Annotated in this window: 21 protein-coding genes; 7 read left to right on the plus strand and 14 right to left on the minus strand. The window is 74.9% G+C overall.

Annotated elements, in window-relative coordinates; genetic code table 11:
* Positions 1-84 precede the first annotated feature (84 nt).
* Positions 85-732, plus strand: coding sequence for a vitamin K epoxide reductase family protein (locus ACIA8Q_RS14180; RefSeq protein WP_387899804.1), 648 nt, complete (start codon positions 85-87; stop codon positions 730-732).
* 28 nt (positions 733-760) lie between these two features.
* Here the strand turns inward: ACIA8Q_RS14180 and ACIA8Q_RS14185 are convergent, their stop codons facing one another.
* Genes ACIA8Q_RS14185 through ACIA8Q_RS14195 form a run of 3 tightly spaced genes read right to left on the minus strand, consistent with a single transcriptional unit; the run spans position 761 to position 2,854 of the window.
* Positions 761-1,855, minus strand: a complete 1,095-nt coding sequence (locus ACIA8Q_RS14185) for a serine hydrolase domain-containing protein (RefSeq protein WP_396317231.1) — start codon at positions 1,853-1,855, stop codon at positions 761-763.
* Between the two features lie 48 nt (positions 1,856-1,903).
* The gene (locus tag ACIA8Q_RS14190) at positions 1,904-2,416 is read right to left on the minus strand and encodes a GNAT family N-acetyltransferase (protein ID WP_360208033.1); all 513 of its coding nucleotides are present in this window, start codon (positions 2,414-2,416) and stop codon (positions 1,904-1,906) included.
* A gap of 24 nt (positions 2,417-2,440) precedes the next feature.
* On the minus strand, positions 2,441-2,854 hold the full coding sequence (locus tag ACIA8Q_RS14195) for an ankyrin repeat domain-containing protein (protein WP_360208036.1): 414 nt from the start codon (positions 2,852-2,854) through the stop codon (positions 2,441-2,443).
* 384 nt (positions 2,855-3,238) lie between these two features.
* On the opposite strand from ACIA8Q_RS14195, the gene ACIA8Q_RS14200 reads away from it, so the two are divergent.
* The 3 genes from ACIA8Q_RS14200 (at position 3,239) to ACIA8Q_RS14210 (ending at position 5,816) form a co-directional block, all read left to right on the plus strand.
* Positions 3,239-3,433 (plus strand): hypothetical protein, encoded by a 195-nt coding sequence (locus ACIA8Q_RS14200; protein ID WP_360208039.1) that lies wholly within the window; start codon positions 3,239-3,241, stop codon positions 3,431-3,433.
* Positions 3,434-3,548: 115 nt separating this feature from the next.
* Positions 3,549-5,165: a hypothetical protein gene (locus ACIA8Q_RS14205; RefSeq protein WP_387899809.1), complete on the plus strand. Its 1,617-nt coding sequence runs from the start codon at positions 3,549-3,551 to the stop codon at positions 5,163-5,165.
* 276 nt (positions 5,166-5,441) lie between these two features.
* Positions 5,442-5,816, plus strand: a complete 375-nt coding sequence (locus ACIA8Q_RS14210) for an RNA polymerase-binding protein RbpA (protein ID WP_355365562.1) — start codon at positions 5,442-5,444, stop codon at positions 5,814-5,816.
* Positions 5,817-5,981: 165 nt separating this feature from the next.
* On the opposite strand, the gene fxsA is transcribed toward ACIA8Q_RS14210, so the two are convergent.
* From fxsA to ACIA8Q_RS14235, 5 genes are all read right to left on the minus strand, one after another.
* Positions 5,982-6,560 (minus strand): FxsA family membrane protein, encoded by a 579-nt coding sequence (gene fxsA / locus ACIA8Q_RS14215; protein WP_360208045.1) that lies wholly within the window; start codon positions 6,558-6,560, stop codon positions 5,982-5,984.
* Between the two features lie 55 nt (positions 6,561-6,615).
* On the minus strand, positions 6,616-8,256 hold the full coding sequence (gene lnt / locus ACIA8Q_RS14220) for an apolipoprotein N-acyltransferase (protein WP_387899811.1): 1,641 nt from the start codon (positions 8,254-8,256) through the stop codon (positions 6,616-6,618).
* Positions 8,257-8,410: 154 nt separating this feature from the next.
* A complete protein-coding gene (locus ACIA8Q_RS14225; protein ID WP_396317232.1) occupies positions 8,411-8,869 on the minus strand; it encodes an N-acetyltransferase in 459 nt (152 codons plus the stop codon).
* A gap of 48 nt (positions 8,870-8,917) precedes the next feature.
* Positions 8,918-10,558, minus strand: a complete 1,641-nt coding sequence (locus ACIA8Q_RS14230; protein WP_396317233.1) for an amidohydrolase — start codon at positions 10,556-10,558, stop codon at positions 8,918-8,920.
* 31 nt (positions 10,559-10,589) lie between these two features.
* Positions 10,590-11,030 carry an Lrp/AsnC family transcriptional regulator gene (locus ACIA8Q_RS14235; protein ID WP_030243361.1) on the minus strand — a complete coding sequence of 147 codons (441 nt, stop codon included), beginning with the start codon at positions 11,028-11,030 and terminating at the stop codon, positions 10,590-10,592.
* Between the two features lie 297 nt (positions 11,031-11,327).
* Between ACIA8Q_RS14235 and ACIA8Q_RS14240 the strand changes: the two genes are divergently transcribed.
* Positions 11,328-11,780, plus strand: coding sequence for a hypothetical protein (locus tag ACIA8Q_RS14240; RefSeq protein ID WP_360208054.1), 453 nt, complete (start codon positions 11,328-11,330; stop codon positions 11,778-11,780).
* A 226-nt stretch (positions 11,781-12,006) separates the two neighbouring features.
* Here ACIA8Q_RS14240 and ACIA8Q_RS14245 read toward each other — a convergent pair whose 3' ends face one another.
* Positions 12,007-13,170 carry an acyl-CoA dehydrogenase family protein gene (locus ACIA8Q_RS14245; protein ID WP_360208056.1) on the minus strand — a complete coding sequence of 388 codons (1,164 nt, stop codon included), beginning with the start codon at positions 13,168-13,170 and terminating at the stop codon, positions 12,007-12,009.
* Positions 13,171-13,435: 265 nt separating this feature from the next.
* On the opposite strand from ACIA8Q_RS14245, the gene ACIA8Q_RS14250 reads away from it, so the two are divergent.
* Complete coding sequence (locus tag ACIA8Q_RS14250; RefSeq protein ID WP_360208146.1) at positions 13,436-14,014, plus strand: hypothetical protein; 579 nt, start codon at positions 13,436-13,438, stop codon at positions 14,012-14,014.
* Between the two features lie 408 nt (positions 14,015-14,422).
* The gene (locus ACIA8Q_RS14255; RefSeq protein ID WP_396317271.1) at positions 14,423-16,450 is read left to right on the plus strand and encodes an AAA family ATPase; all 2,028 of its coding nucleotides are present in this window, start codon (positions 14,423-14,425) and stop codon (positions 16,448-16,450) included.
* Between the two features lie 121 nt (positions 16,451-16,571).
* Here the strand turns inward: ACIA8Q_RS14255 and ACIA8Q_RS14260 are convergent, their stop codons facing one another.
* From ACIA8Q_RS14260 to hisG, 5 genes are all read right to left on the minus strand, one after another.
* A complete protein-coding gene (locus ACIA8Q_RS14260) occupies positions 16,572-17,558 on the minus strand; it encodes an NAD-dependent epimerase/dehydratase family protein (protein ID WP_396317234.1) in 987 nt (328 codons plus the stop codon).
* 97 nt (positions 17,559-17,655) lie between these two features.
* On the minus strand, positions 17,656-18,702 hold the full coding sequence (locus tag ACIA8Q_RS14265) for a hemolysin family protein (RefSeq protein WP_360208062.1): 1,047 nt from the start codon (positions 18,700-18,702) through the stop codon (positions 17,656-17,658).
* A complete protein-coding gene (locus ACIA8Q_RS14270) occupies positions 18,699-20,042 on the minus strand; it encodes a hemolysin family protein (protein WP_360208064.1) in 1,344 nt (447 codons plus the stop codon). Before ACIA8Q_RS14270 ends, ACIA8Q_RS14265 begins: the two co-directional genes overlap by 4 nt.
* A gap of 326 nt (positions 20,043-20,368) precedes the next feature.
* A complete protein-coding gene (locus ACIA8Q_RS14275) occupies positions 20,369-20,806 on the minus strand; it encodes a PH domain-containing protein (RefSeq protein WP_360208067.1) in 438 nt (145 codons plus the stop codon).
* Positions 20,807-20,950: 144 nt separating this feature from the next.
* The gene (gene hisG / locus ACIA8Q_RS14280) at positions 20,951-21,799 is read right to left on the minus strand and encodes an ATP phosphoribosyltransferase (protein WP_360208070.1); all 849 of its coding nucleotides are present in this window, start codon (positions 21,797-21,799) and stop codon (positions 20,951-20,953) included.

Below are 21,799 nucleotides of genomic sequence, written 5' to 3' on the forward strand. Positions count from 1 at the left end.
GCACGTCTGCCACGCAGGGCACCACCGGCCCGGCCGAACCCCGGCCGGGCCGGCTCCTCCCAGCCACCGGAGTGTGCTGCCACCATGACCGCCGCGACCCCCGTGCACCCGCCCCGCCCCGCCCCCGCCGCCGACCGGGCCCCGGTCGGCGCGGGCCGGGCGTTCTCCCTGCTGCTGTTCCTCGGTTCCCTGGTCGGGCTGGCCGCCTCGGCCGTCCTGACCTTCGACAAGCTCCGCATCCTCGAGAACCCCTCCTACGTCCCCAGTTGCAACCTCAATCCGGTGATCAGCTGCGGCTCGGTGATGCGCACCGAACAGGCGGAGGTCCTCGGCTTCCCCAATCCGCTGCTCGGGCTGGCCGCCTTCGGCGCGCTGGCGGCGATCGGAGCGGGGCTGCTGGCCGGTGCCGCGTACCGGCGGTGGTTCTGGCTGGGCCTGCACGCCGGCACCCTGCTGGGCGTGGTGTTCGTGCACTGGCTGGTGGACCAGGCGCTGTACGAGATCGGCGCGCTGTGCCCGTACTGCATGGTGGTGTGGGCGACGGTGGTGACGCTGTTCTGGTACACGACGCTGCACAACCTGCGGACCGGTGTGATCCCGGTCGGCCCCCGGCTGCGGCCGGTGGTGCGGGAGGCCGCGCGCTACCACTGGGCGCTGCCGGTGCTGTGGGCGGCGGTGATCGCGCTGCTGGTCCTCAACCGCTTCTGGTACTACTGGAGCACGCTCCTCTGACGGTGCGCCGCCCGGCGGCGGTGCCCGGTCAGGGCGTGCTCGGGGAACCCTGGCCGAACACCGCCCGGCGGTAGGCGTTGCGCAGGTCGGTGAGCGGCTGGATCCCGCGGTCGTAGTGCACCTTGTTGGTGAGCAGCAGCGCCCAGCGGCCGAGCCGCCGGGAGACCCAGAGGCCGGTGCCGGTGAAGCCGTAGTGGACGAAGGTGCCCTCGGCCGGCTCCGTGCCGGGGGCGTACAGCCAGGACAGGCCGCGGGCGGGCGCGAGGCCCCCGGTCTGCTCGCGCAGCGACTCGGCGATCCAGGGTTCGCCCCAGGGCGGCCCGGCCGGCGGGGCGAGCACCGCGGTGAGGAAGCGGGCGAGGTCGCGGGCGGTGGAGAAGGCCCCGGCGTTTCCGGAGACCCCGCCGAGCAGTCGCGCGGAGGGGTCGTGGACGACGCCGCACAGGTGGGCCCCGGTCCGCTCGTCGTACTCGGTGGGTGCGGTGCGGTCGGCCTCGGCGGGGTCGAGCGGCCCGTACCGGGTGTCGGTCATGCCGAGCGGCCGCCAGACCTGGCGGTCGGCGAGCCGGTCGAGCGGGGCGCCGCCGAGGTCCTCGACGAGGTGGCCGAGCAGCACGGCGGCGCGGTCGGTGTACTCGACGGCCGTCCCGGGCGGGCGGTGCAGCGGGGCGGCGATCACCCCGGCCCGGATCGCCGCGAGGTCGCGTCCGTAGCGCTGCTCGAAGCCGGTGTACGGGAGCATTCCCGCGGTGTGGGCGAGGAGTTGACGTACCGTCACCACGCCGACGGGGTGCCCGGCGGCAGGCGGCCACCACCGGCCGAGGGGCTCGTCGAGCGGGAGCCGGCCGGCCTGCCACAGCGCCCCGGCACAGGGCCAGAGCGCGACGACCTTGGTGAGGCTGGCGAGGTCGTACCGGGTGTCCGGGCCGGCCGCGAGCCGGGCGTGCCGGCCCCGGCCGAGCACGCCGTGGGCGCCGCCGCCGATCCGGCCTCGGGCGTCGCCGACGGCCCACACGGCGCCGGCGCCGACGGTGCGGGCGCCGTCGGCGACCAGCCGGTCGAGCTCCCCGCCGGGCGCGGCCAGGGCGGGGAGCCGCTCGGCTCCGGGTGCTCGGTGGCTCATCCGTCCCCCTCGGAGGTGTCGGGGGAGCCTACCCGGCGGGCGGGCGGATCAGGCCGTCGCGGACAGTTCCTTGCCGAGGCAGATGCTCATCGGGTGTTCGCGGTAGATGCCGAACTTCCGGATCGCCGCGTACCCCTCGGACTCGTACAGCGCCACGGCCTCCGGCTGCTCGGTGCCGGTCTCCAGGATGGCCCGGGTGAGCCCGGCCTCGACGGCGGTCCGCTCCAGGTGGCGCAGCACCGCCCGGGCCAGGCCGCGGCCGCGGGCGGCCGGGATCACGAACATCCGCTTGATCTCCGCGTCACCGTCGCGCACCCCGTCCGGCCCGGCCTGCTTGGCCCGCCAGCCGCCGCAGGCGACCGGCCGGCCCCCCAGGTAGGCGATCAGGAACAGTCCGGACGGCGCCTCGAAGTCCTCGGCGTGCATCACGGTCTCGTCGGGGTCGCCGTAGCGGCGGACGTACTCCTGCTGGACCTCCGCCGAGAGGGCCTGGGCATCGGGGTGGGCGTAGCCGGTGACGCGGAACTCGACGGTGTCCGCCGCCGCGGTGGTGCTCTTCATGAGGAAAGAGCCTACGGCGGGGAGTCAGCGGGCCTCGAACCGGGCGACCAGGTCGTCCTTGCCGAACATCCGGGCGGTGTCGAGCGCGTTCGGAGTGCCGGCGGCCGGGTCGGCACCGCCGGCGAGCAGGACGGTCAGCACGTCCTCGGCGCCCTTGAAGACGGCGCCGGCGAGCGGGGTCTGACCGCGGTCGTTGGCGAGGTTCGGGTCGGCGCCGCGCTGCAGCAGGGCTTCCACGGTGGCGGCGTGGCCGTGGTAGGCGGCGAGCATCAGCAGGGTGTCGCCGCGGTCGTTGGTGAGGTCGGCGGGCGCGCCGGCGTCGACGTAGGCGGCCAGGGTGTCGGTCTCGCCGGCCCGGGCCGCGTCGAAGAGCTTCCCGGCGAGCGCGATCACCTCGGCGTCGGGGGCGTCGGCGGGCTGCTGGTGAGCGTCGGTCATGGCGGCGGCCTTTCCGGTCTGCGGGTGGAGGGTGCTGCGCGTACCGCACCGTAGCGGCCGGGCGGCGGCGCGGGCCAGCGTGCGTCCGGATTCCGGACGGCGCCCGGCCGGTGCGACACGTGTGCCGGAACGCTCCGGGGCCGTTCGGGCGAACTTCCCCGACCGCCGGGAAACCCCCGCCCCCCGCGGCGGGAATGCCTCGCCGCGCCGAAACGGCGCGGATACGGCCCCACCCGGGCCGGTTCGCATACCTCCGTCCGGACTCCAGGACGGTATCGGGGCGGGAAACCACCCATTTGCCCCGTTCCATCATCTATTACTTTTTGTCACGATTAAGGCACTTTCCGTGACACCGTCCCTGTCCCCCTCCCCGAGGAGCAGAGCGTGATCCTCTCGATTTCCGGCATCGTCCTGTTCGGCACCATCGCCTTCCTGTTCTTCCGCAGGGACGGACTAAAGGTCTCCCACGCCATCGTCTGCGCCCTCCTCGGCTTCTACATCGCCGGCTCCTCGATCGCCCCGAGCATCACCGCGGGCGGCGCCAGCCTGGCGAGCCTGCTCGGCGGCCTGAGGTTCTAGGGCGCGTCACTCCCCCGTACGGGCCCGGGCGCGGATCCCACCGCCCCGGGCCCCGTCGTACCACCGGCCCCGCCCCCGCCACCCCACCCGTCCCACCCGCCCGGGGAGTCAAGGAATGCCGCTCAACCGCCACCTCAGCAAGGGTCGCGAGATCGCCCGGACCGCCGGGGACCACGCCTCCGACATGTTCGCCCCGCTCTCCGTGATCGGCCGCGGACTGCGCCACCACGCCGGCTGGACCAAGGACCGCTGGCAGACCACCCCCAAGGAGCGCCGCGGCCCGACGCTGTTCCTGGTCGCCGCCATGGCGGTCGGCGTCTACCTGCTGCCGCACGGCCTGCTGTTCGCGCTGATCGCCCTGATGGCCAGCGCCGCCTGGGCCGGCCGGGCCCCCAAGGCGGCCCCGGCACCGGCCGCCCCGGACGTCGCCGACGTCAAGCTCGGCGCGCTCTACGCGGCGCTCACCCCCTACCTGTGCGGCCCCGAGGACGCCAACCCGCTGTACCACTTCGAGGGCAGCTACAAGGACGCCTTCGGCTCCTGGGAGTTCGACGCCGAGGGCCGGCTCTCCCGGCTGGAGCTGGGCTACCCGGCGTACTTCACCGACACCGAGCCCACCGCCCGGGCCCGGATCGAGCAGGTCGTCCAGGGCAAGGCCGGCCGGGCCCGGGAGTACCGCTTCGACTGGGACGAGGAGTCCAACCGGCTGCGGATCGCCGCGCTCACCCCGCTGCCCACCGACATCGTCGCCCAGCGCTTCGTGGCCGCCCCCGGCGAGATCGTGCTCGGCTTCACCGACGAGGACGGCACCGCCCGCACCATCCCGGTCTCCCGGGGCGGCGCGATCGCCCAGCAGCCGCCGGTGGTCTGGCGCACCGGCCCCCGTTCGGCCGAGCCGCACCTGCTGGCGCTCGGCGTCACCGGCTACGGCACCTCCAGCCTGATCCGCTCCGTCGCGCTCCAGGCCCTGCCGTACGCCGACCTGGTGGTCATCGACGGCGCGGGCACCGGCGAGCACGCCTGCCTGGTCAACCGGCCCGGCGTGCACACGGTGGAGACCAGCCTGCACGGCGCACTCGCCGCCCTGGAGTGGGCCGTGCAGGAGACCGACCGCCGGCTCGCCGCGCTGAACGCCTCCCGGCACGCCGGCACCGCCCCGCCCGAGGACGTCACCCGGCCGCTCTGGCTGCTGCTGGACCACCCGACCGAGCTGAGCGAGCTCGCCCACGCCGAGGGCCGGCCGGACCCGCAGGACCTGCTCGAACTGCCGCTGCGGCACGGCCGCGCCGCCCGGGTCACCGTGGTCATCGCCGACGACCTCGAGGCCCGGGACCGGATCACCCCGACCGTGCGGGCCACCACCCGGGCCCGGGTGGTGCTCGGCCCCGCCGGCCCCGAGGAGGGCCACGCCGCGCTCGGCGCCCCGCTCGACATCGTGCCCGCCGCGCACGCCCCGGTCGGCCGCGGCTACGCCCGGATCGGCAACGGCGCGCCCGTCCGGCTCCAGGTGCCCACCACCGTCGACCCGCTCGACGACGAGGCCCCGGCCCCGCTGCGGGACGCGGTGATCGCCCTGCTGCCGCACCGCGACACCCGGACCGAGGCCGCCGCCGACCTGCCGCCCCGGCCGGAGCACCCGCCGACGGCCCTGCGGGCCGACGGATCGCCGCTCACCCTGCCGGTCGCCCTCGGCAAGGACGAACCGATGATCCGTTCCCGTCCGATCTCGTAACCGCCCGGGGACGGGGGCGGCGACGGGCGTCGAATCCCGTCCCGGTACGCTCGTGGTGGAAAGGCCGACCGATCACCAGATGTGAAATAGGTGACACCTGGGGTGATATCCGCGGCCAGATGTGACAAATCGGGCGCCGGTGGGTACAAACAGGGGCGGCACGACAGACGACGCATGTCCCGGGACGGGAATCTTCGTCGGAAGCCGAGCGTTGACCGAACGACGAAGAACAGCGACCACTAGTCCTGTGGGCCATAAGCCCGGGAGGCACGATTCATGAGCGAGCGAGCTCTCCGCGGCACGCGACTCGGGGCCACTAGCTACGAGACCGACCGCGGTATCGATCTGGCTCCCCGCCAGACCGTCGAGTACGCATGTCAGAACGGACACCGATTCGAGGTTCCTTTCTCGGTCGAGGCGGAGATCCCCGCGACCTGGGAATGTCGCTTCTGTGGCCAGGAGGCAGCACTTCTCGACGGCGACGAGCCGGAGGAGAAGAAGGTCAAACCCACGCGCACCCATTGGGACATGCTGATGGAGCGCCGGACGCGCGAGGAGTTGGAGGAGGTGCTGGCCGAACGGCTGGCCGTGCTCCGCTCCGGCGGGATGAACCTCGCGGTGCATCCGCGGGACACCCGCAAGAGCGCCTGATCTCTCTCCCGCCACGGCGGGAGGACGCGAAAAGGGACCCTGGTCACCAGGGTCCCTTTCGCGTCCTCCGGCCCCGCCCGGGGCGGGCCGCCCGGCCGCCGGACGGCCCGCCGGGCGCGGCCGTTCGGGCTGGAGGAGCGGAGGGGGCGGAGGGGGAGGATCGGATCAGCCGGCGATCGGCGGCCGGTAGGTGGTGTCCGGGCCCTGCTGGTCCCGCGGAGCGGCGCCCGGCTCCACCACCTCGCCCTGGATCACCTTGCCGTCCGGGCGGTGGATGCGCAGCTGCTCCTGCAGCCGCATCGCGTCCGCGAACGGGGCGGACCCGGCGGCGGCGGTGCTGCGCAGGGCCTTGTCGGCCACCCGGCGGCCGGCCGCCCGCCACAGCGCCCTGGTCGGCGGGAAGAGCAGGGTCAGCGCCAGCGCGTCCGACAGGAAGCCCGGGACGATCAGCAGCACGCCGGCCAGCACCGTCATGCTCGTCCCGGTCTGCGGCTGCTGGGACTTCGGGTCCTTGCTCTGCTCGATCGCCGCGGACAGCGCCTTCAGCCCGGCCCGCTTGATCAGCGAGCCGCCGATCAGCGCGCCCGCGACGAGCAGCAGCAGCACGACGAATCCGCCCAGCCACGAGCCCACTTGGACCAGCAGCCAGATCTCCAGCACCAGCCAGGCGGTGATCAGCAACGGCAGCAGCCGGCGGAGCCTTCCGCGCGGGGCCGGACGGGTGGGGGCGGCTTGCTCGGTCACGGTACGGATCCACTCCAGGCGGTGCTCTGCGCGCCGCACGGGAGGTCCGGGCCGGCTACGGCACCACCTGGTCCAACGAATCCGTCGCGGCCGGTGTTCCGGCGGCGGCCCTGCGGCGGCGCCCGACCAGTACGCCCGCGCCGCAGGCCAGCAGGCCCGCGACGGCCAGCGTCCACTCCGGCGCGGCACCGACCCGGTCCGCCACCGTGGTGCCGTCGCGCAGCGGGACCGTCGCCGACAGCTCGGCCGGCGTCAGCTCCTCGGTGCGCTGCTGCACCGTGCCGTCCGGGGAGATCACCGCGCTGATGCCGCTGGTCGCGGCGATCAGCACGGCCCGCCCGTGCTCGACGGCGCGCAGCCGGCTCATCGCGAGCTGCTGCTCCGGCTGGCCGGTCCTGGCGTAGGTCGCGTTGTTGGTCTGGACGACCAGGACGCGGGCGCCGCTGTCCACGGTGTCCCGGACGATCTCGTCGTAGGCGACCTCGAAGCAGATCACGTCGCCGATCCGGGCCGGGCCGAGCTGCATCACGCCGTTGTGGTCGCCGGGGTAGAAGTCCCGGGCGACCCGCTGGAGGCGGGTGATCACCTTCATCAGCTGGGCGCGGAACGGCACGTACTCGCCGAACGGGACGGGGTGCTGCTTGGTGTAGGAGGCGCCCGGGCCGGTCTTCGGGTCCCACACGATGCCCTCGTTCTGGACGTGCTGGGCGTCCGGGCCGTCCACCAGGGTGCCGACCAGGGTGGGCACGCCGACGGTCTTCACCGCCTGGTCGATCCGCTGGTAGGCGAGCGGGTCGCTGAACGGGTCCAGGTCGGAGGAGTTCTCCGGCCAGATCACGATGTCCGGGCGCTCGACCCTGCCGGCCCTGATGTCCGCGGCGAGGCGCTCGGTGGCCACCGCGTGGTTGTTCAGGACCATCATCGGTCGGCCGAGGAAGTCCATGCCCGGGTTGGGCACGTTGCCCTGCACGATGGCGACCTTCACGGTGTCGGCCGCCGCGGTCGGCACCGGCACCAGGTAGCCGGCCAGCAGCGCGGCCACCGCGCCCAGCGCCGCCAGCGCGGCCGCCTTCGGGGCCCGGCCCGGCCCGCGCAGGCGCAGCGCCGCCCAGGCCAGGAGGGCGCCGGAGAGGGCGACCGCGAAGGTCACCAGCGGGGCGCCGCCGAGCGCGGCCAGCGGGGTGTACGGGGTCGCCGTGTTCGCGAAGGCCAGCCGCCCCCACGGGAAGCCGCCGAGCGGCAGCCGGTCCCGGGCCCACTCCTGGGTGATCCACAGGCAGGCCGCCCACAGCGGCCAGGCCGGCAGCCGGGAGGTCAGTGCCAGCCCGCTGCCGAGCACGGCGAGGAACAGCGCCTCCACGACCGACAGGCCGACCGTCGCGTCCCAGCCGACCACCCGCAGCCAGCTGAGCAGCATCAGGAAGAACGGCAGGCCGAAGGCGAAGCCCGTCCAGGCCGCCTGGCGGGCGGTGCGGCCGCGGGTGAGCAGCGAGAGCGCGGCGACGCCCAGCAGCGAGAGCGGCCACAGGTCGAAGGGCGGGAAGGCGAGCGCCAGCAGCAGTCCGGCCAGCGCGGCCAGGCCGGTGCGGGGCAGCCCGGCGCGGACCCGGGCGAGCGCGCGGGTGACCCGGCCGGGCGCGGGCGCCGGCTCGGCCGGCTCGGGTGCGGCCCCGGACCGCTCCTGGGTGACGGGCATGGCCACCGGCGCACCATCTTCCTGCGTGTTGCTGTTCGGACGCTGTCCGAAGAAGGTACCCCGGAACGCCAGGGAAGCGTGAGGTCAGGGTGATGGGCGACCGGCGGCCCGGGGGCGGCCCCGCGCCCCCTGCCCCGGGCCCCGGGCCCGCTGGTCAGCGGGCGGCGTAGCGGATCGGGCCGAGCGGCCACCGGCCGGCGAGCCAGGCGGACACGGCGCGGTGCAGCGGGGCGTCCAGGTGGGCCCGGTCGGCCCGGACCCAGGAACTGACGTTCACGACCGCCGGGTCCTCGCGGTCCCGGCAGACGTAGACGCAGCCGATCACCTCGTCCCGGTCCGGCTCCAGGACGGTGTAGGCGAAGCCGGTCCGGGCGGCGAAGTCGGCCGCGTGCCGGCGCAGGTCGGCGAGGTTCCGTTCGAGGGTCATCCCGGTGACGGGCGGCCAACGGCGGCCGGCGAAGCCGGGGGTGGCCCGGATGTGCGCGATGCTGCCCGTCCAGGCGGCGTGGTCGGAGGCGTTGTGCTGCTCGCCCAGGGGCTCCAGGCGGAACTCCGGGGCGAGCAGCTCGCGCGGGACGGTGAAGTCGGCGGGCACCAGTGGGTCGGTCGTCATACCGGCCAACCTAGGGGCCGGCTTCCGAACCACCGGCCCGGGGGGATTTCAGGCCCGGTGGACGGTGCGGCCGCGGACGACGGTGCGCAGGCAGGCCGGCAGCGGGCGCCCGGGGGTGAGGTCGGGCAGGCCGGGGGTGCCGGAGCGCGGATCGGTGGACCAGCCGGCCACCCGGGAGTCCGGGGCCTGCACGACCAGCTCGTCGGCGGCCCAGATCGCGTAGCTGGCGACGGCCCCGGGCACGAGCACGCCGTCCTGGTCGCGGCCGATCGCGCGCCAGCCGCCGCGGGTGTGCGCCGTGAAGGCGGCGCGGACGGAGATCCGGTGCTCCGGGGTGCGGTGGAAGGCCGCGGCGCGGACGGTGCCCCAGGGGTCGAGCGGGGTGACCGGCGCGTCCGAGCCGAACGCCAGCGGGACGCCGGCCCGCAGCAGGGCGGCGAAGGGGTTGAGCGCGGCGGCCCGCTCGGCGCCGAGGCGCCGGACGTACATGCCCTCCGGGCCGCCCCAGGCGGCGTCGAAGGCGGGCTGGACGGAGGCGGTCAGGCCGAGCTCGGCGAAGGCCGCGATGCTCTTGTCGTCCAGCGCCTCGGCGTGCTCGACCCGGTGGCGCAGGGCCCTGACCCGGGCCGCGCCGACCCGCTCGCCGGCCGCCCGGACGCCGTCGACGACGGCGGCCACGGCCGCGTCGCCGATGGCGTGGAAGCCGGCCTGGATCCCCGCCTCGGTGCAGGCCGCCACGTGGTCGGCGACCTGCTCGGCGGTCAGGTAGGCGGTGCCGGTGTGCTCGGCGTCCGCGTACGGGGTGTGCATGCAGGCGGTGTGCGAGCCGAGCGCGCCGTCCACGAAGAGGTCGCCGCCGGCACCCACCGCGCCGAGCCGAGCGGCCGTCTCGACGCCGCCCAACTCTCCCCAGTAGCCGAACACTTCGGGACCGTCGCCCTCGGCGGCCAGGGCCAGCAGGGCGCTCAGGTCCGCCTCCGAGGAGATCTGCGGGCCGGCGCACTCGTGCAGCGCGCCGATGCCGAGTTCGGCGGCCCTGGCGAGGGTGGCCCGCTGGGCCCGGCGCCGCTGCGAGGGCGTCAGGCGGGCCAGCGCGGTCTGCCGCACGGCGTGGTGGGCGTCCTTGGTGAGCGGGCCCTCCGCCGCGTACCCGGCGCACTCGGCCAGGCCGGTGGTGAGCGCGCGCAGCGCGGTGGTGGCGAGCGCGGAGTGCACGTCGGTGCGGGAGAGGTAGAGCGCGGCGCCGCGGGCGGCCGCGTCGAGTTCGGCGAGCGTGGGCGGGCGGCCCTCGGGCCAGCCGGTCTCGTCCCAGCCGTGGCCGAGCAGCACCCCGTCGGCTTCGCCCCGCTCCTCGACGAAGGCGGTGACGGCGGCGAGGGCGGCGGCCAGCGAGGGGCTGCCGGTGAGGTCGAGGCCGGTGAGCGCCAGGCCGGTGGCGGTGGCGTGCACGTGGGCGTCGACGAAGGCGGGGGTGACCAGGGCGCCGTCCAGCTCGACGATCTCGTCGGCCGTCGCGGCGTACGCCTCGGCGGCGCCGTCGCTGCCGACCCAGGCGACGTGCTCGCCCTCGACGAGCATCGCGGTGGCGAAGGGGTCGGCGGGGCTGTAGACGGCGCCGCCGCGCAGCAGGACGGTTCGTGGGCCGCTCCGGCCCGAGGACGGGCGCGGGGGGAGGGTGCGTTCGGTCATGCCGCCAAGTCTGCACCCGCGGGGTTCGCCCTCAGAGCTTCGGGGGTCGGGCCTCGTAGGGGGTGGAGAGCACGACGGTGGTGCGGGTGGAGACGCCGGCCGCGCTGCGGATGCGGGCGAGCAGGTCCTCCAGGTCGCCGGGGGCACCGACGCGGACCTTGAGGATGTAGTTCTCGTCACCGGCGACGCTGTGGCAGGCCTCGATCTCCGGGAGGCCGGCCAGCCGTTCGGGGGTGTCGTCCGGGGCGCTCGGGTCGAAGGGCTTGACCGAGATGAACGCGGTCAGCGCGAGGTCGACGGAGTCCGGGTCGATGATCGCGGTGTACCCGCGGATCACCCCGCGCTGTTCCAGGCGGCGCACCCGCTGGTGCACCGCCGAGGTGGACAGGCCGGTGGCCTTGCCCAGGTCCGTGTAGCTCATCCGGCCGTCCTCGAGGAGCAGCTGGACGATGCGTTGGTCGAGGTCTTCCACAGTGCGCAAACCTACCCGGTCGGGGCACGGGGGGCGCACGCGGCGTCACGCAACGCCCCGGCCCGGGGCGCGCCCCCGGCTTCCGGTCAAGGGCGCACGGGGGCGATCCGGTGGGCGGCCGGGGCGACGGCGGGTGTCCGCACGGCACATGCCGGGTGAATGTGGCGTCCGATGTGGCCAAGGACACACCCGGTGCATCACGGTGCACCTGACCGCAGGGTTATGAGCCCGGATCACAGGGAAGTGCTGGTTGTGGCCCCGGGCGACCACGCCGGGCCCGATCCGAGGGGGATCCTCATGCCGACTGACCAGCGTGCCCTGGGCGCCGACGAGACCGACGATACGACCGGCCGCGACGACCTCGCGGTCGATCACGACCTCGCGCCGGGCGTCGACCCGGGCGAGGCCGACACCTGGGACATCTTCCGGGTGCACTGCCCCGAGTGCCGCCGCCCGATCGCCCTGGTGGCCGACGAGGAGCGGCTGCCGCAGCACGCGCTGCTGCCAACGGCCTGGAACCCCTTCGCCCCCGCGCTCTGCCCGGGTTCGGGCACGCCGACCGACGACCTGGCCGAGGTGGAGACCCCGGACGACGCCCAACCGACCGGCCTGGCCGCACTGTTCGCGCTCCCCACCGAACTCGACTGGCGCACCCAGCCGTTCTCGCACGCGGTGGCGCACCGGCCGGTGCGCACCGCCGCCGTCACCCCGGTGATCCCCGAGCAGCGCCGCCGCCTCGTCCGCCGCTGACCCGCCGGGGCCCGGCCCCGGCCCGGACACGCCTCCGGCCGTCACTCCGCACCCTGGAGTGACGGCCGGAGGCCGTTCGGGAGGTCAGCCCTCGGTCCCGCCGGGCCGGCCCCGGTTCGGCGGGCCGGCCGGCGGTTCGGGGGGCGGGCCGGCGGTTCGGGAGGCAGGCCGGCGGTTCGGGAGGCAGGCCCGCGGTTCGGGAGGCAGGCCCGCGGTTCGCGGGAGGTCAGCCCTTGGTGAGGTGGCGGCCGATCACTAGGCGCTGGATCTGGTTGGTGCCCTCGACGATCTGCAGCACCTTCGCCTCGCGCATGTAGCGCTCGGCCGGGAAGTCCTGGGTGTAGCCGTAGCCGCCGAGGACCTGGACGGCGTCGGTGGTCACCCGCATCGCGGCGTCGGTGCAGAACAGCTTCGCCATCGCCGCCTCCTTGGAGAACGGCCGGCCCGCGTCCCGCAGTCGGGCGGCGGACAGGTAGAGCGCGCGCCCGGCCTCGATCTGGGTGGCCATGTCGGCGAGCATGAAGGACAGGCCCTGGAAGTCCGCGATCGGGCGGCCGAACTGGCGGCGGGTGCGCGCGTAGTCCACCGCGAGGTCGAGCGCGGCCTGCGCGACGCCGACCGCACAGGCGGCGATGCCGAGGCGGCCGGAGTCGAGCGCGGCGAGGGCGATCTGGAAGCCCTGGCCCTCCTCGCCGATCAGCCGCTCCCGCGGCACCCGGGCGCCGTCGAAGTGCAGCTGCGCGGTGGGCGAGGACTTCATGCCCATCTTGTGCTCCGGCGGCGCGGCCGACAGGCCCTGCACGTCGCCGGGGAGCAGCAGGCAGCTGATGCCCTTGGGGCCCTCGCCGCCGGTGCGCACCAGGGCGCTGTAGAAGTCCGCCTGACCGCCGTGCGTGATCCACGCCTTGGTGCCGTTGACCACGTAGGCGTCGCCGTCGAGGTCGGCGCGGGTGCGCAGCGCGGCGGCGTCCGAGCCGGACTGCGGCTCGGAGAGGCAGTAGGCCCCGAGCTGTTCGCCGGAGAGTATCCCGGGCAGCCACTGCGCGCGCTGCTCCTCGGTGCCGAAGCCGGCCAGCGCGTGGCAGGAGAGGGTGTGCACGCTCACGCCGAGGCCGACGGCGAGCCAGCCGGCCGCGAGCTCCTCCAGCACCTGCAGGTACACCTCGTAGGGCTGCTCGCCGCCGCCGTACTTCTCGTCGTACGGGAGGGAGAGCAGGCCGGCCTCGCCGAGGGTGCGGAAGACCTCCCGCGGGAAGCGCCCGGCGGCCTCGTCCTCGGCAGCGCGGGGCTGCAGCTCCCGCTGGACCAGGTCCCGGGTGAGGCTCAGCAGCTCGCGGGCCTCCTCGCTGGGCAGCTGGCGCTCCACGGCTTTCGCGGGGGACGGGGTCATGGCGGCGGTCGCCTCCTCGATCGGGCGCCGGGACCGTGGTGTGGCGGGTCCGGCGCGGGTGTGGCAGGTCGGCCCGACCGGCACCGGATTGCGGTGAACGGCCGTTCACAGGCGGGGCGCTGCGAAGTATGCCGGAAACCGGCGGCTCCGTCACGATCGGTCTGGTGGAACTGGCCGGAGTGGTTGGCTACGGCACCGTAGGGTTGCCGTTGTGGCTGCTTCCGGAACCCCCGCCTCCGCCGTCCCGCCCGAGTACGGCCCCGCGATGGGCGCCCTCGCGGCGGAGCTGCGCGCACTGCCGCCGTCCTGCGGCCCGGTGCGGCTGGTCGCGGTGGACGGGCACGCGGGCTCCGGCAAGACCACCTTCGCCGGGCGGCTGTCCGCGGCGCTCGACGGGGCGCCGGTGGTCCACCTCGACGACCTGGCCACCCACGCCGAGCCGTTCGGCTGGACGGAGCGGCTGCGCGAGCAGGTGCTGGAACCGCTGGCGGCGGGCCGGGGCGCCGCGTACCGGGTGTACGACTGGACGCTGCGCCGCTTCGAGGGGACGGCCCCGGTGCCGGCCGCCCCGGTGGTGCTGGTGGAGGGCGTCGGGGCCGGACGGCGGGCGGTGCGGCCGTGGCTGGCCCGGGTGATCTGGATGGAGCTGGACGCCGGTGCGGCCCGCCTCCGGGGCGAGCGGCGGGACGGTCCGGAACTGGCCGATTTCTGGGCGGACTGGGCCCGGGCCGAATCGGCGCATTTCGCCGCGGACCCGAGCCGCCCGCACGCGGCGACGAAGGTCGACGGGGTGACCGGACGAATCACGCCGGGCACCGTCGGTGAACCTTCAACAAGCCCTTGACCTGCGGTATCGCCAGGACTTAGGTTCTCCTCAGCTGCCGGAACGGGATGTTCCGGCCGCCTCGGACCCGGCGCCCCCGGCTTGTTCCCCCGTGAGTCGGGGGCGCCGTCCGGTCCCCTTCCGAATCCCGCTCCCCCACCGCCGGAACGAGCCCGCACCCGCTCAACGGCCGCGCGCGCGATCGCATTTGACCCCGTGCGGCACCCTTCCGGATCAGCTCCGCCCCGGTACGATTCCTGGCAGGCGCATATGCGCCCGGGGGCATCCGACCACCGGCCCGGCAGCGCGAAGGCGACCGCCACCGAGCCCCGGGCCACACCGCGGGGGGCGTGAGTGACGACGGTGGACAGTTCCGACAGCAACGCGGGCGGCCCGGACCTGCTCGCCGACCGCGCCTGGCTGCGTGCCATGGACGCCTACACGGCCGGCGCGTACGCGCGCGCCGAGGAGGAGTTCCGTGCGGCCGTCCGGCTGGATCCGGGGATGGCCGACGCCTGGCTCGGCCTGCACGCGCTGCGCAGCGACACCTCGGCCGCACTGCTGGCCATGTACCGCAACCAGAAACGGTTCGGCGAACAGCGCCGCCGGCACCGACGCTCACTGAGCTCCTGGTACTGGCTCGGCTGGTGGGTGCAGCCCGTCCTGGAGGACGCCCGCGACCTGGCCCTGGCCCACGCCTCGCACTGGCTGGACGGCCGGCACCTGGCCGAGCTGGACCGCGCGCTGGAGCAGTGCCCGGCCCCCAGCGAGGACCCGTCCGCCCAGTTCCTCTACGCCTGCCGCTCCTACCTGCTGAAGGACTGGGAACAGCTGATCCGGGACACCGACCGGCTGCTGGACGACCCGCTGCTCGGCATCGAGGCCGGCCTGTTCGCCGGCATGGCCCGCGTCCGGCTGGACATGTGCGCCCAGGCCCAGGCCCCGCTGGCCGCCTCGCTGGCCCGCTGCCGCTCGGAGCAGCCGCAGCGCAAGGAGCTGCGGTACTGGCTGGCCCGGGCCTACGAGGGGGCCGGGCGCAGTGCCGCCGCACTGCCGCTCTACCGGGCGGTGCACCGGGCCGACCCGGTGTTCATGGACACCGCGGCCCGGCTGGCCGCGATCGCGGCGGAGGACGGCCTCGCGGACGGACTCACCGACGGCCTCGCGGACGGCCTGCTGACCGGCGGCCCGCCGGCCGGCGGCAGATCCGCCGGGATCGAGGAACTCGGGCCGGAGGGGGCGGAGTTCCAGGACGGCACGGGGTACGCCGGGGCCGGCGGCTTCGACGACGGCGCCACCGGGTTCACGGGCTTCGCCGACCCGGCCGACCTCGCCGCGGAGTCCGGGGAGTCCGGGTACCCCGACCCGGCCGGGTACCCCGAGGGGGCCACCGCGTACACCGAGGGGCCGGCCTTCACCGGCGGGACGGGCTTCGGGGACGGCCCGCCCCGGAGCGACGGCCCGCCGACGGGCGCCGCACCGCAGGCGGCCGGCGAGCGGTCCGGGGCGCCGGCCGGCTCCGCCGCCCAGGCGCCGCTCCCGGTCCACGCCGAGGCCCAGCCGCGGGCGGCCTCCCCGACGGCCGCCCAACCGGTCGACGACGAACACGAGTTGGACGCCGCACTGGCCGAACTCGCGCTGATGGTGGGCCTGGAGCCGGTCAAGCGCCAGGTCCGGGCGCTGTCCGCGCAGCTGCGGATGTCCCGGCTCCGGGCCGCGCAGGGCCTGCCCGTCCAGCCGCCCAAGCGCCACTTCGTCTTCTCCGGGCCCTCCGGCACCGGCAAGACCACCGTGGCCCGGATCCTCGGCCGGGTCTTCCACGCCCTCGGGCTGCTCTCCGGCGACCACCTGGTCGAGGCCCAACGGGCCGACCTGGTGGGCGAGTTCCTCGGACAGACCGCGGTCAAGGCGAACGAGCTGATCGACTCCGCCCTGGACGGCGTGCTGTTCATCGACGAGGCCTACAGCCTCTCCAACTCCGGCTACACCAAGGGCGACGCCTACGGCGACGAGGCGCTCCAGGTGCTGCTGAAGCGCGCCGAGGACAACCGCGACCGGCTGGTGGTGATCCTGGCCGGCTACCCCGAGGGCATGAACCGGCTGCTGGCCACCAACCCCGGCCTCAACTCCCGGTTCACCACCCGGGTGGACTTCCCCAGCTACCGCCCGAGCGAACTGACCGCGATCGGCGCGGCCCTGGCCGGCCGGGACGGCGACGGCTGGGACGAGGACGCGGCCGAGGAGCTCGCCAGCATCTGCACCCACGTGGTCCGCGAGGGCTGGATCGACGAACTGGGCAACGGCCGGTTCATCCGCACCCTGTACGAGAAGTCCTGCGCCTACCGCGACCTGCGGCTCTCGCTGCTGCGCGAGCCGCCGGGCCGCGAGGACCTGGCGACCCTGCGGCTGCCCGACCTCGTCCAGGCCTACGGGGAGCTGATCGACGGCCGCGGCTGAGACCTGCTCCGCGTTGCCGGGCCCCGGCTCCGCGCGGCCGGTCCACGGCTCCCGGGGGTGCTATCGGCCCCGGGGCCGAGAGGGGTTCCCCGCGGCCGGACCCGGCTCCCGGGGCCGGGGCTCAGCCCTGCAGCAGCGCCGCCTCGCGCTCCGGGTCCAGCCCGACCTTCGGGCGGTCGGCGCGCTGCGGGGCACCGCCGCCGAGCGACCGCAGCCAGGCCCAGGTGTCCTCGACCGTCTCGGCCACCGGGCGGCAGCGCAGCCCGGCCGCCACCGCCCGCTCCACCGACGCGCCGTGCAGGAAGTCGTACAGCTCCCCGGGCGCCAGCCAGACCGGCAGCTCCGTCCACGGTTCCACCCCGGCCGCCAGGATGCGCTCGGGGTCGGTCCAGCGCAGCCGCGCGTCCGAGCCGGTGGCCCGCACGCAGGCCTCCAGCAGCCCGCCCATCGTGGTGTGCCCGGCCGGGCTGACCACGTTGTAGGCCCCGCCGAGCCGGGCCGCCGCGGCGTCCAGGGTCCAGCTCGCCAGGTCGCGGGCGTCGACGTACTGCAGGGCGAGGTCACGCGGACCGGGGGCGAGCACCGGGCCGCCGCGGGCAATCCGGTTCAGCCACCAGGGCAGCCGGCCGACGTCCTCGTACGGGCCGAGGATCAGCCCGGCCCGGGCGAGCAGGGCGCTCCCGCCGAACTCCGCCTCCAGGGCCAGCTCGGCACCGCGTTTGGCCTCGGCGTACGGCGTCCCCTCCCCGGCGTCCGGGGAGGCCTCGACGACCCCCGCCGACTCGTCCGCCCCGGCCCCCGACGGGTAGGCGTACACGGAGCGGCTGGAGACGTAGGCGTAGTGCCCCACCCGGCCGTTCAGCAGGCGGGCGCTGTCGCGCACCGCCGCCGGGGCCCAGGACCAGGTGTCCACCACCGCGTCCCACTCCCCCGCGGCCAGCGCCGCGAGCCCGCCCTCGGCGGTGCGGTCGCCCCGCACCACCCGCACGCCCTCGGGCGCGGGCCGCGTGCCGCGGTTGAGGGCCGTCACCTCCCAGCCCCTGGCCAGCTCCTCCTCGGCGACGGCCCGTCCGACGAACTTCGTTCCACCCAGCAGCAGAAGCCTCATGCCGACCACCCTGCCCCGGGGTGGCCGGCATGGGAACGGCTCCCTGCTCTGGGCAGAATCGCCGACGGCGGACACGCCGTCGGCGGAACCGGGAACCTCAGGCGGCGGAGCGGTGGTCGGGGTCGTGCATCTCGCCCACCAGCTCCTCCAGCACGTCCTCCAGCGTGACCACGCCGAGCGTGCGCCCGTCCTGGTCCAGCACGGCGGCCAGGTGGCAGGTCGCCCTGCGCATCGCGCCCAGCGCGTCGTCCAGCGGGAGGCTGCCGCGCAGCACCGTGATCGGGCGCCACAGGCGGGCCGGGACCGGCGCGGACGGGTCGTCCACGTCGAGGATGTCCTTGAGGTGCAGGTAGCCCAGGTAGCCGTGGCCGGCCGGGTCGCCGTCGGTGACCGGGAAGCGCGAGAAGCCGGTGCGCAGCGCCAGCTCCTCGACCTCGGCGGCGGTCACCTTGGTGTCCACCGTGACCAGCTGCTCGGGCTTGAGCAGTACCTCGGTGACCGGGCGGTGGCCCAGCTCCAGGGCGTCCTCCAGGCGCTCCTGGCGGCCCTCGTCGAGCAGGCCCGCGTCCCGGGAGTCGACCAGCAGGTACATCAGCTGCTCGGTGGTGAACACCGACTCGACCTCGTCCCTGGCCTCGACCCGGAACAGCTTCAGCACGCCGTTGGCCAGCGAGTTCAGCATCCGGATGACCGGGGCGAGCCAGCGCGCCAGCCGGTCCAGCGGCGGGCCGAGCCAGAGCGCGGCCTTCTCCGGGCCGGCCATCGCCATGTTCTTCGGCACCATCTCGCCCATCACCATGTGGAGGAAGACCACGACGGCGAGCGAGATCCCGTAGGAGAGCGGGTGCATCAGGCCGGAGGGGACGCCGATCGCGTGGAACGGACCCTCCAGCAGGCTCGCGATGGTCGGCTCGGCGAGCGCACCGAGGCCCAGCGAGCAGACGGTGATGCCGAGCTGGGCCGCGGCCAGCATCGCGGACACGTTGGACAGGGCGTGCAGCACCGTGCGGGCGCGCTTGTGGCCCGCCTCGGCGAGCGGTTCGATCTGGCTGCGGCGCACCGACACCACGGCGAACTCGGCGCCGACGAAGAAGGCGTTGCCCAGCAGCAGCAGGACGGCGACGGCCAGTTGGAGCGCGGTCATCGGTCGTCCCCGTCGTTGTCGTCGAACACGGACGGAGCGCTGGTGCGCTCCACCCGGACCTGGCTGGTGCGGTGCCGGTCGACACCCGTCACGGTGAAGCGCCAGCCCGGCAGCACCGCCTGCTCACCCACCGCGGGCAGCTTGCCGAGCAGGTCGGCGACCAGGCCGGCCAGGGTCTCGTACGGGCCGTCGGGGGCGTTCAGGCCGATGGCCTCCAGCTGGTCGATCCGGGCGCGGCCGTCGGCCTCCCAGACCGGCAGGCCGTCCACCGGGGGCAGCGGGAACAGCTCGGGGCGGTCCGCGGGGTCGTGCTCGTCCTGCACCTCGCCGACGATCTCCTCGACGATGTCCTCGACGGTGACGACACCGGCGGTGCCGCCGTACTCGTCGACCACGATGGCCATCGGCTGAAGGCGGCGCAGCCGGTCGAGCAGCCGCTCGGCGGGCAGCGTCTCGGGCACCAGCAGCGGCGCCGAGGCCAGCTCGGCCACCCGGACCAGGCCGCGCCGGGCGGCCGGGACGGCCAGCGCGTCCTTGAGCGTCACGATGCCGGTGACCTCGTCCAGGCTGTCGGCGTAGACCGGGAAGCGGGACAGGCCGGTGGCGCGGGTCAGGTTGACCACGTCGGAGGCGGTGGCGTCGCGCTGCAGGGCGGCGACGTCGACCCGCGGGGTCATCACGGACTCCGCGGTGAGCTCGCCCAGGCCGAGGGTGCGGACGAACAGGGTCGCCGACTCCTCGTCTATCGCGCCGGCCTTGGCCGAGTGGCGGGCCAGCGAGACCAGTTCGGCCGGGGTGCGGGCGTGGTCCAGCTCCTCCTGCGGCTCGACGCCGAAGGCGCGCACCGTCCGGTCGGCCGCCCCGTTGAGGAAGCTGATCAGCGGGCGGCAGACGAAGGAGAAGGCCATGTGCGGGGCGGCGACCGCGCGGGCCACCTGGAGCGGGCGGGAGATCGCCCAGTTCTTCGGGACCAGCTCGCCGATCACCATCTGCACGACGGTGGCCAGCACCATGCCGACGATCACGGCGGTGCCGCGGGCGGCCGACTCGGGCACGCCGATGCCGGTCATGACCGGGCCGAGCAGGGTCGACAGCGCCGGCTCGGCGAGCATGCCGACCACCAGCGAGGTGACGGTGATGCCGAGCTGGGCGCCGGAGAGCTCGAAGGAGAGGTGCCGCAGGGCCCGGGAGACGCGGGCGGACTTGGCGTCGCCGCTCCCGGCGGAACGTTCCACCGCACCGCGTTCGACGGTCACGAAGGCGAACTCGGCCGCCACGAAGAGGCCGTTGGCGAGGATCAGCAGGAGGGCTGCGAGCAACAGCAGCCAGGCGGTGATCACAGTGCCGCCTGCCTTCCGCTCGGGGGAAGGTCGACGGCGTGGGTACTACCGGACGGATCGTCCATCGAGGGGGGGTGTCACTCCTCAGGTCGGGTCGGAAAGGGCGGGGACTTTGCCCCGCTTTTACCAGCGTAGACCATACCCGGGCGACGGTAGGAAGGGTGTTCGGACGCACCTGCCCCGGAATCCCAGGCCGGGTGGCGCTCCGGTCGAGGGCCGGACGGGGGCGGACGGGAGCCGGCCGGGAGCCGGCCGGGACGGGAGCCGATCGGGGTGGAGGGACCGCGGGGTGGAGGGCCGGACGGACCCCCGTCCCCTCGCGTCGCTCAGGCGGCGTGCTGCTCGACCAGGTCGCGCAGGGCGCGGGCGTCCGCGATGGCCTGGGCCTTGCCGACCCCGGACTGGATGCCGACCACGGCCAGCGAGGTGCCGTCGGCCAGGTCGAGGGTGGCCCACGGGTCACCCTGGCGGAAGTTGACCCGGACGATCTCCGCCCAGGCGAGCCGGCGACTGCGGACGAAGTTGACCACCGTCACGCCCTGCGCGTCGGCGCGGACCCGCGGGCGGGCCAGCATCAGGCCGACGGCCGCGAACAGCACGCCGCTGGACACCATCATGATCCGGTCGTTGAGCTGCCAGTTCGCCGGCAGCAGCACGGCCATCGCGGCGAACAGCACCACCAGCAGGGCGCAGACCGGCAGCAGCACGGCGCGGGTGCGGCGCGGCGCCCAGGTGACGGGGAACTCGACGGGCGGCGTGGACACGGGGGATCTCCGGTGGGTGCTTCGGGCGGTTCGACTGCGGCGGGCCGTCCGGCCGTTCCGGGGTGCTCGCAGCGATGGGGCGGGGGCGCCGCTCGGCGCCCCCGCCCCATTCAACCGTGTCTTACCCCGGTGACGACCGGCAGGTCAGAGGCGGCAGGCGTGGATGTTGGTGACCAGGATGGCGCGGGCGCCGATGCCCCAGAGGTCGTCCATGATCTGCTGCGCCTCCTTGCGGAGCACCATCGACCGCACCGCGACCCAGCCCTCGGTGTGCAGCGGGGAGACGGTCGGCGACTCCAGGCCCGGGGTGAGCGCCACGGCGGCGCCGACCTTCTCGGCACGGATGTCGTAGTCCATCAGCACGTAGCGGCGGGCCACCAGCACGCCCTGGAGGCGGCGCAGGAACTGCTCCACCGCCGGGTCGTCGCCCGCGCCCTTGGGCCGGATCACCACGGCGTCCGAGATCAGGATCGGCTCGCCGAAGACCTCCAGGCCGGCGTTGCGCAGGCTGGTGCCGGTCTCCACGACGTCGGCGATCACGTCGGCGACGCCGAGCTGGACCGCGGTCTCCACCGCGCCGTCCAGCTTGGTGACGGTCGCCTTCACGCCGTGGTCGGCCAGGTGCTGCTCGACCAGGCCGGTGTAGGAGGTGGCGATCCGCAGGCCCTCCAGGCCCTTCACGTCCTCGACGTCGACGCCCTCGGGGCGGGCGAATCGGAAGGTCGACCCGGCGAAGCCGAGGGCGAGCACCTCCTCGGCGTTGGAGTGCGAGTCGAGCAGCAGGTCGCGGCCGGTGATGCCGACGTCCAGCCGGCCGGAGCCGACGTAGACGGCGATGTCGCGCGGGCGCAGGAAGAAGAACTCCACCTCGTTGTTCGGGTCGACGAGGACGAGCTCCTTGGGGTCCTTCCGCTGGCGGTAGCCGGCCTCATGGAGCATCTCCGCCGCGGGACCCGAGAGAGAACCCTTGTTGGGGACGGCGATGCGCAGCAT

Source organism: Kitasatospora sp. NPDC051705, from assembly GCF_044453265.1.
In the GTDB taxonomy this organism is placed as follows: domain Bacteria; phylum Actinomycetota; class Actinomycetes; order Streptomycetales; family Streptomycetaceae; genus Kitasatospora.

Coding starts and splice junctions, on each gene's coding strand:
- ACIA8Q_RS14180 (WP_387899804.1), top strand. CDS start 85: ATGACCGCCGCGACCCCCGTGCACCCGCCCCGCCCCGCCCCCGCCGCC.
- ACIA8Q_RS14185 (WP_396317231.1), bottom strand. CDS start 1,855: ATGAGCCACCGAGCACCCGGAGCCGAGCGGCTCCCCGCCCTGGCCGCG.
- ACIA8Q_RS14190 (WP_360208033.1), bottom strand. CDS start 2,416: ATGAAGAGCACCACCGCGGCGGCGGACACCGTCGAGTTCCGCGTCACC.
- ACIA8Q_RS14195 (WP_360208036.1), bottom strand. CDS start 2,854: ATGACCGACGCTCACCAGCAGCCCGCCGACGCCCCCGACGCCGAGGTG.
- ACIA8Q_RS14205 (WP_387899809.1), top strand. CDS start 3,549: ATGCCGCTCAACCGCCACCTCAGCAAGGGTCGCGAGATCGCCCGGACC.
- ACIA8Q_RS14210 (WP_355365562.1), top strand. CDS start 5,442: ATGAGCGAGCGAGCTCTCCGCGGCACGCGACTCGGGGCCACTAGCTAC.
- lnt (WP_387899811.1), bottom strand. CDS start 8,256: ATGCCCGTCACCCAGGAGCGGTCCGGGGCCGCACCCGAGCCGGCCGAG.
- ACIA8Q_RS14225 (WP_396317232.1), bottom strand. CDS start 8,869: ATGACGACCGACCCACTGGTGCCCGCCGACTTCACCGTCCCGCGCGAG.
- ACIA8Q_RS14230 (WP_396317233.1), bottom strand. CDS start 10,558: ATGACCGAACGCACCCTCCCCCCGCGCCCGTCCTCGGGCCGGAGCGGC.
- ACIA8Q_RS14240 (WP_360208054.1), top strand. CDS start 11,328: ATGCCGACTGACCAGCGTGCCCTGGGCGCCGACGAGACCGACGATACG.
- ACIA8Q_RS14245 (WP_360208056.1), bottom strand. CDS start 13,170: ATGACCCCGTCCCCCGCGAAAGCCGTGGAGCGCCAGCTGCCCAGCGAG.
- ACIA8Q_RS14250 (WP_360208146.1), top strand. CDS start 13,436: ATGGGCGCCCTCGCGGCGGAGCTGCGCGCACTGCCGCCGTCCTGCGGC.
- ACIA8Q_RS14255 (WP_396317271.1), top strand. CDS start 14,423: ATGGACGCCTACACGGCCGGCGCGTACGCGCGCGCCGAGGAGGAGTTC.
- ACIA8Q_RS14260 (WP_396317234.1), bottom strand. CDS start 17,558: ATGAGGCTTCTGCTGCTGGGTGGAACGAAGTTCGTCGGACGGGCCGTC.
- ACIA8Q_RS14265 (WP_360208062.1), bottom strand. CDS start 18,702: ATGACCGCGCTCCAACTGGCCGTCGCCGTCCTGCTGCTGCTGGGCAAC.
- hisG (WP_360208070.1), bottom strand. CDS start 21,799: ATGCTGCGCATCGCCGTCCCCAACAAGGGTTCTCTCTCGGGTCCCGCG.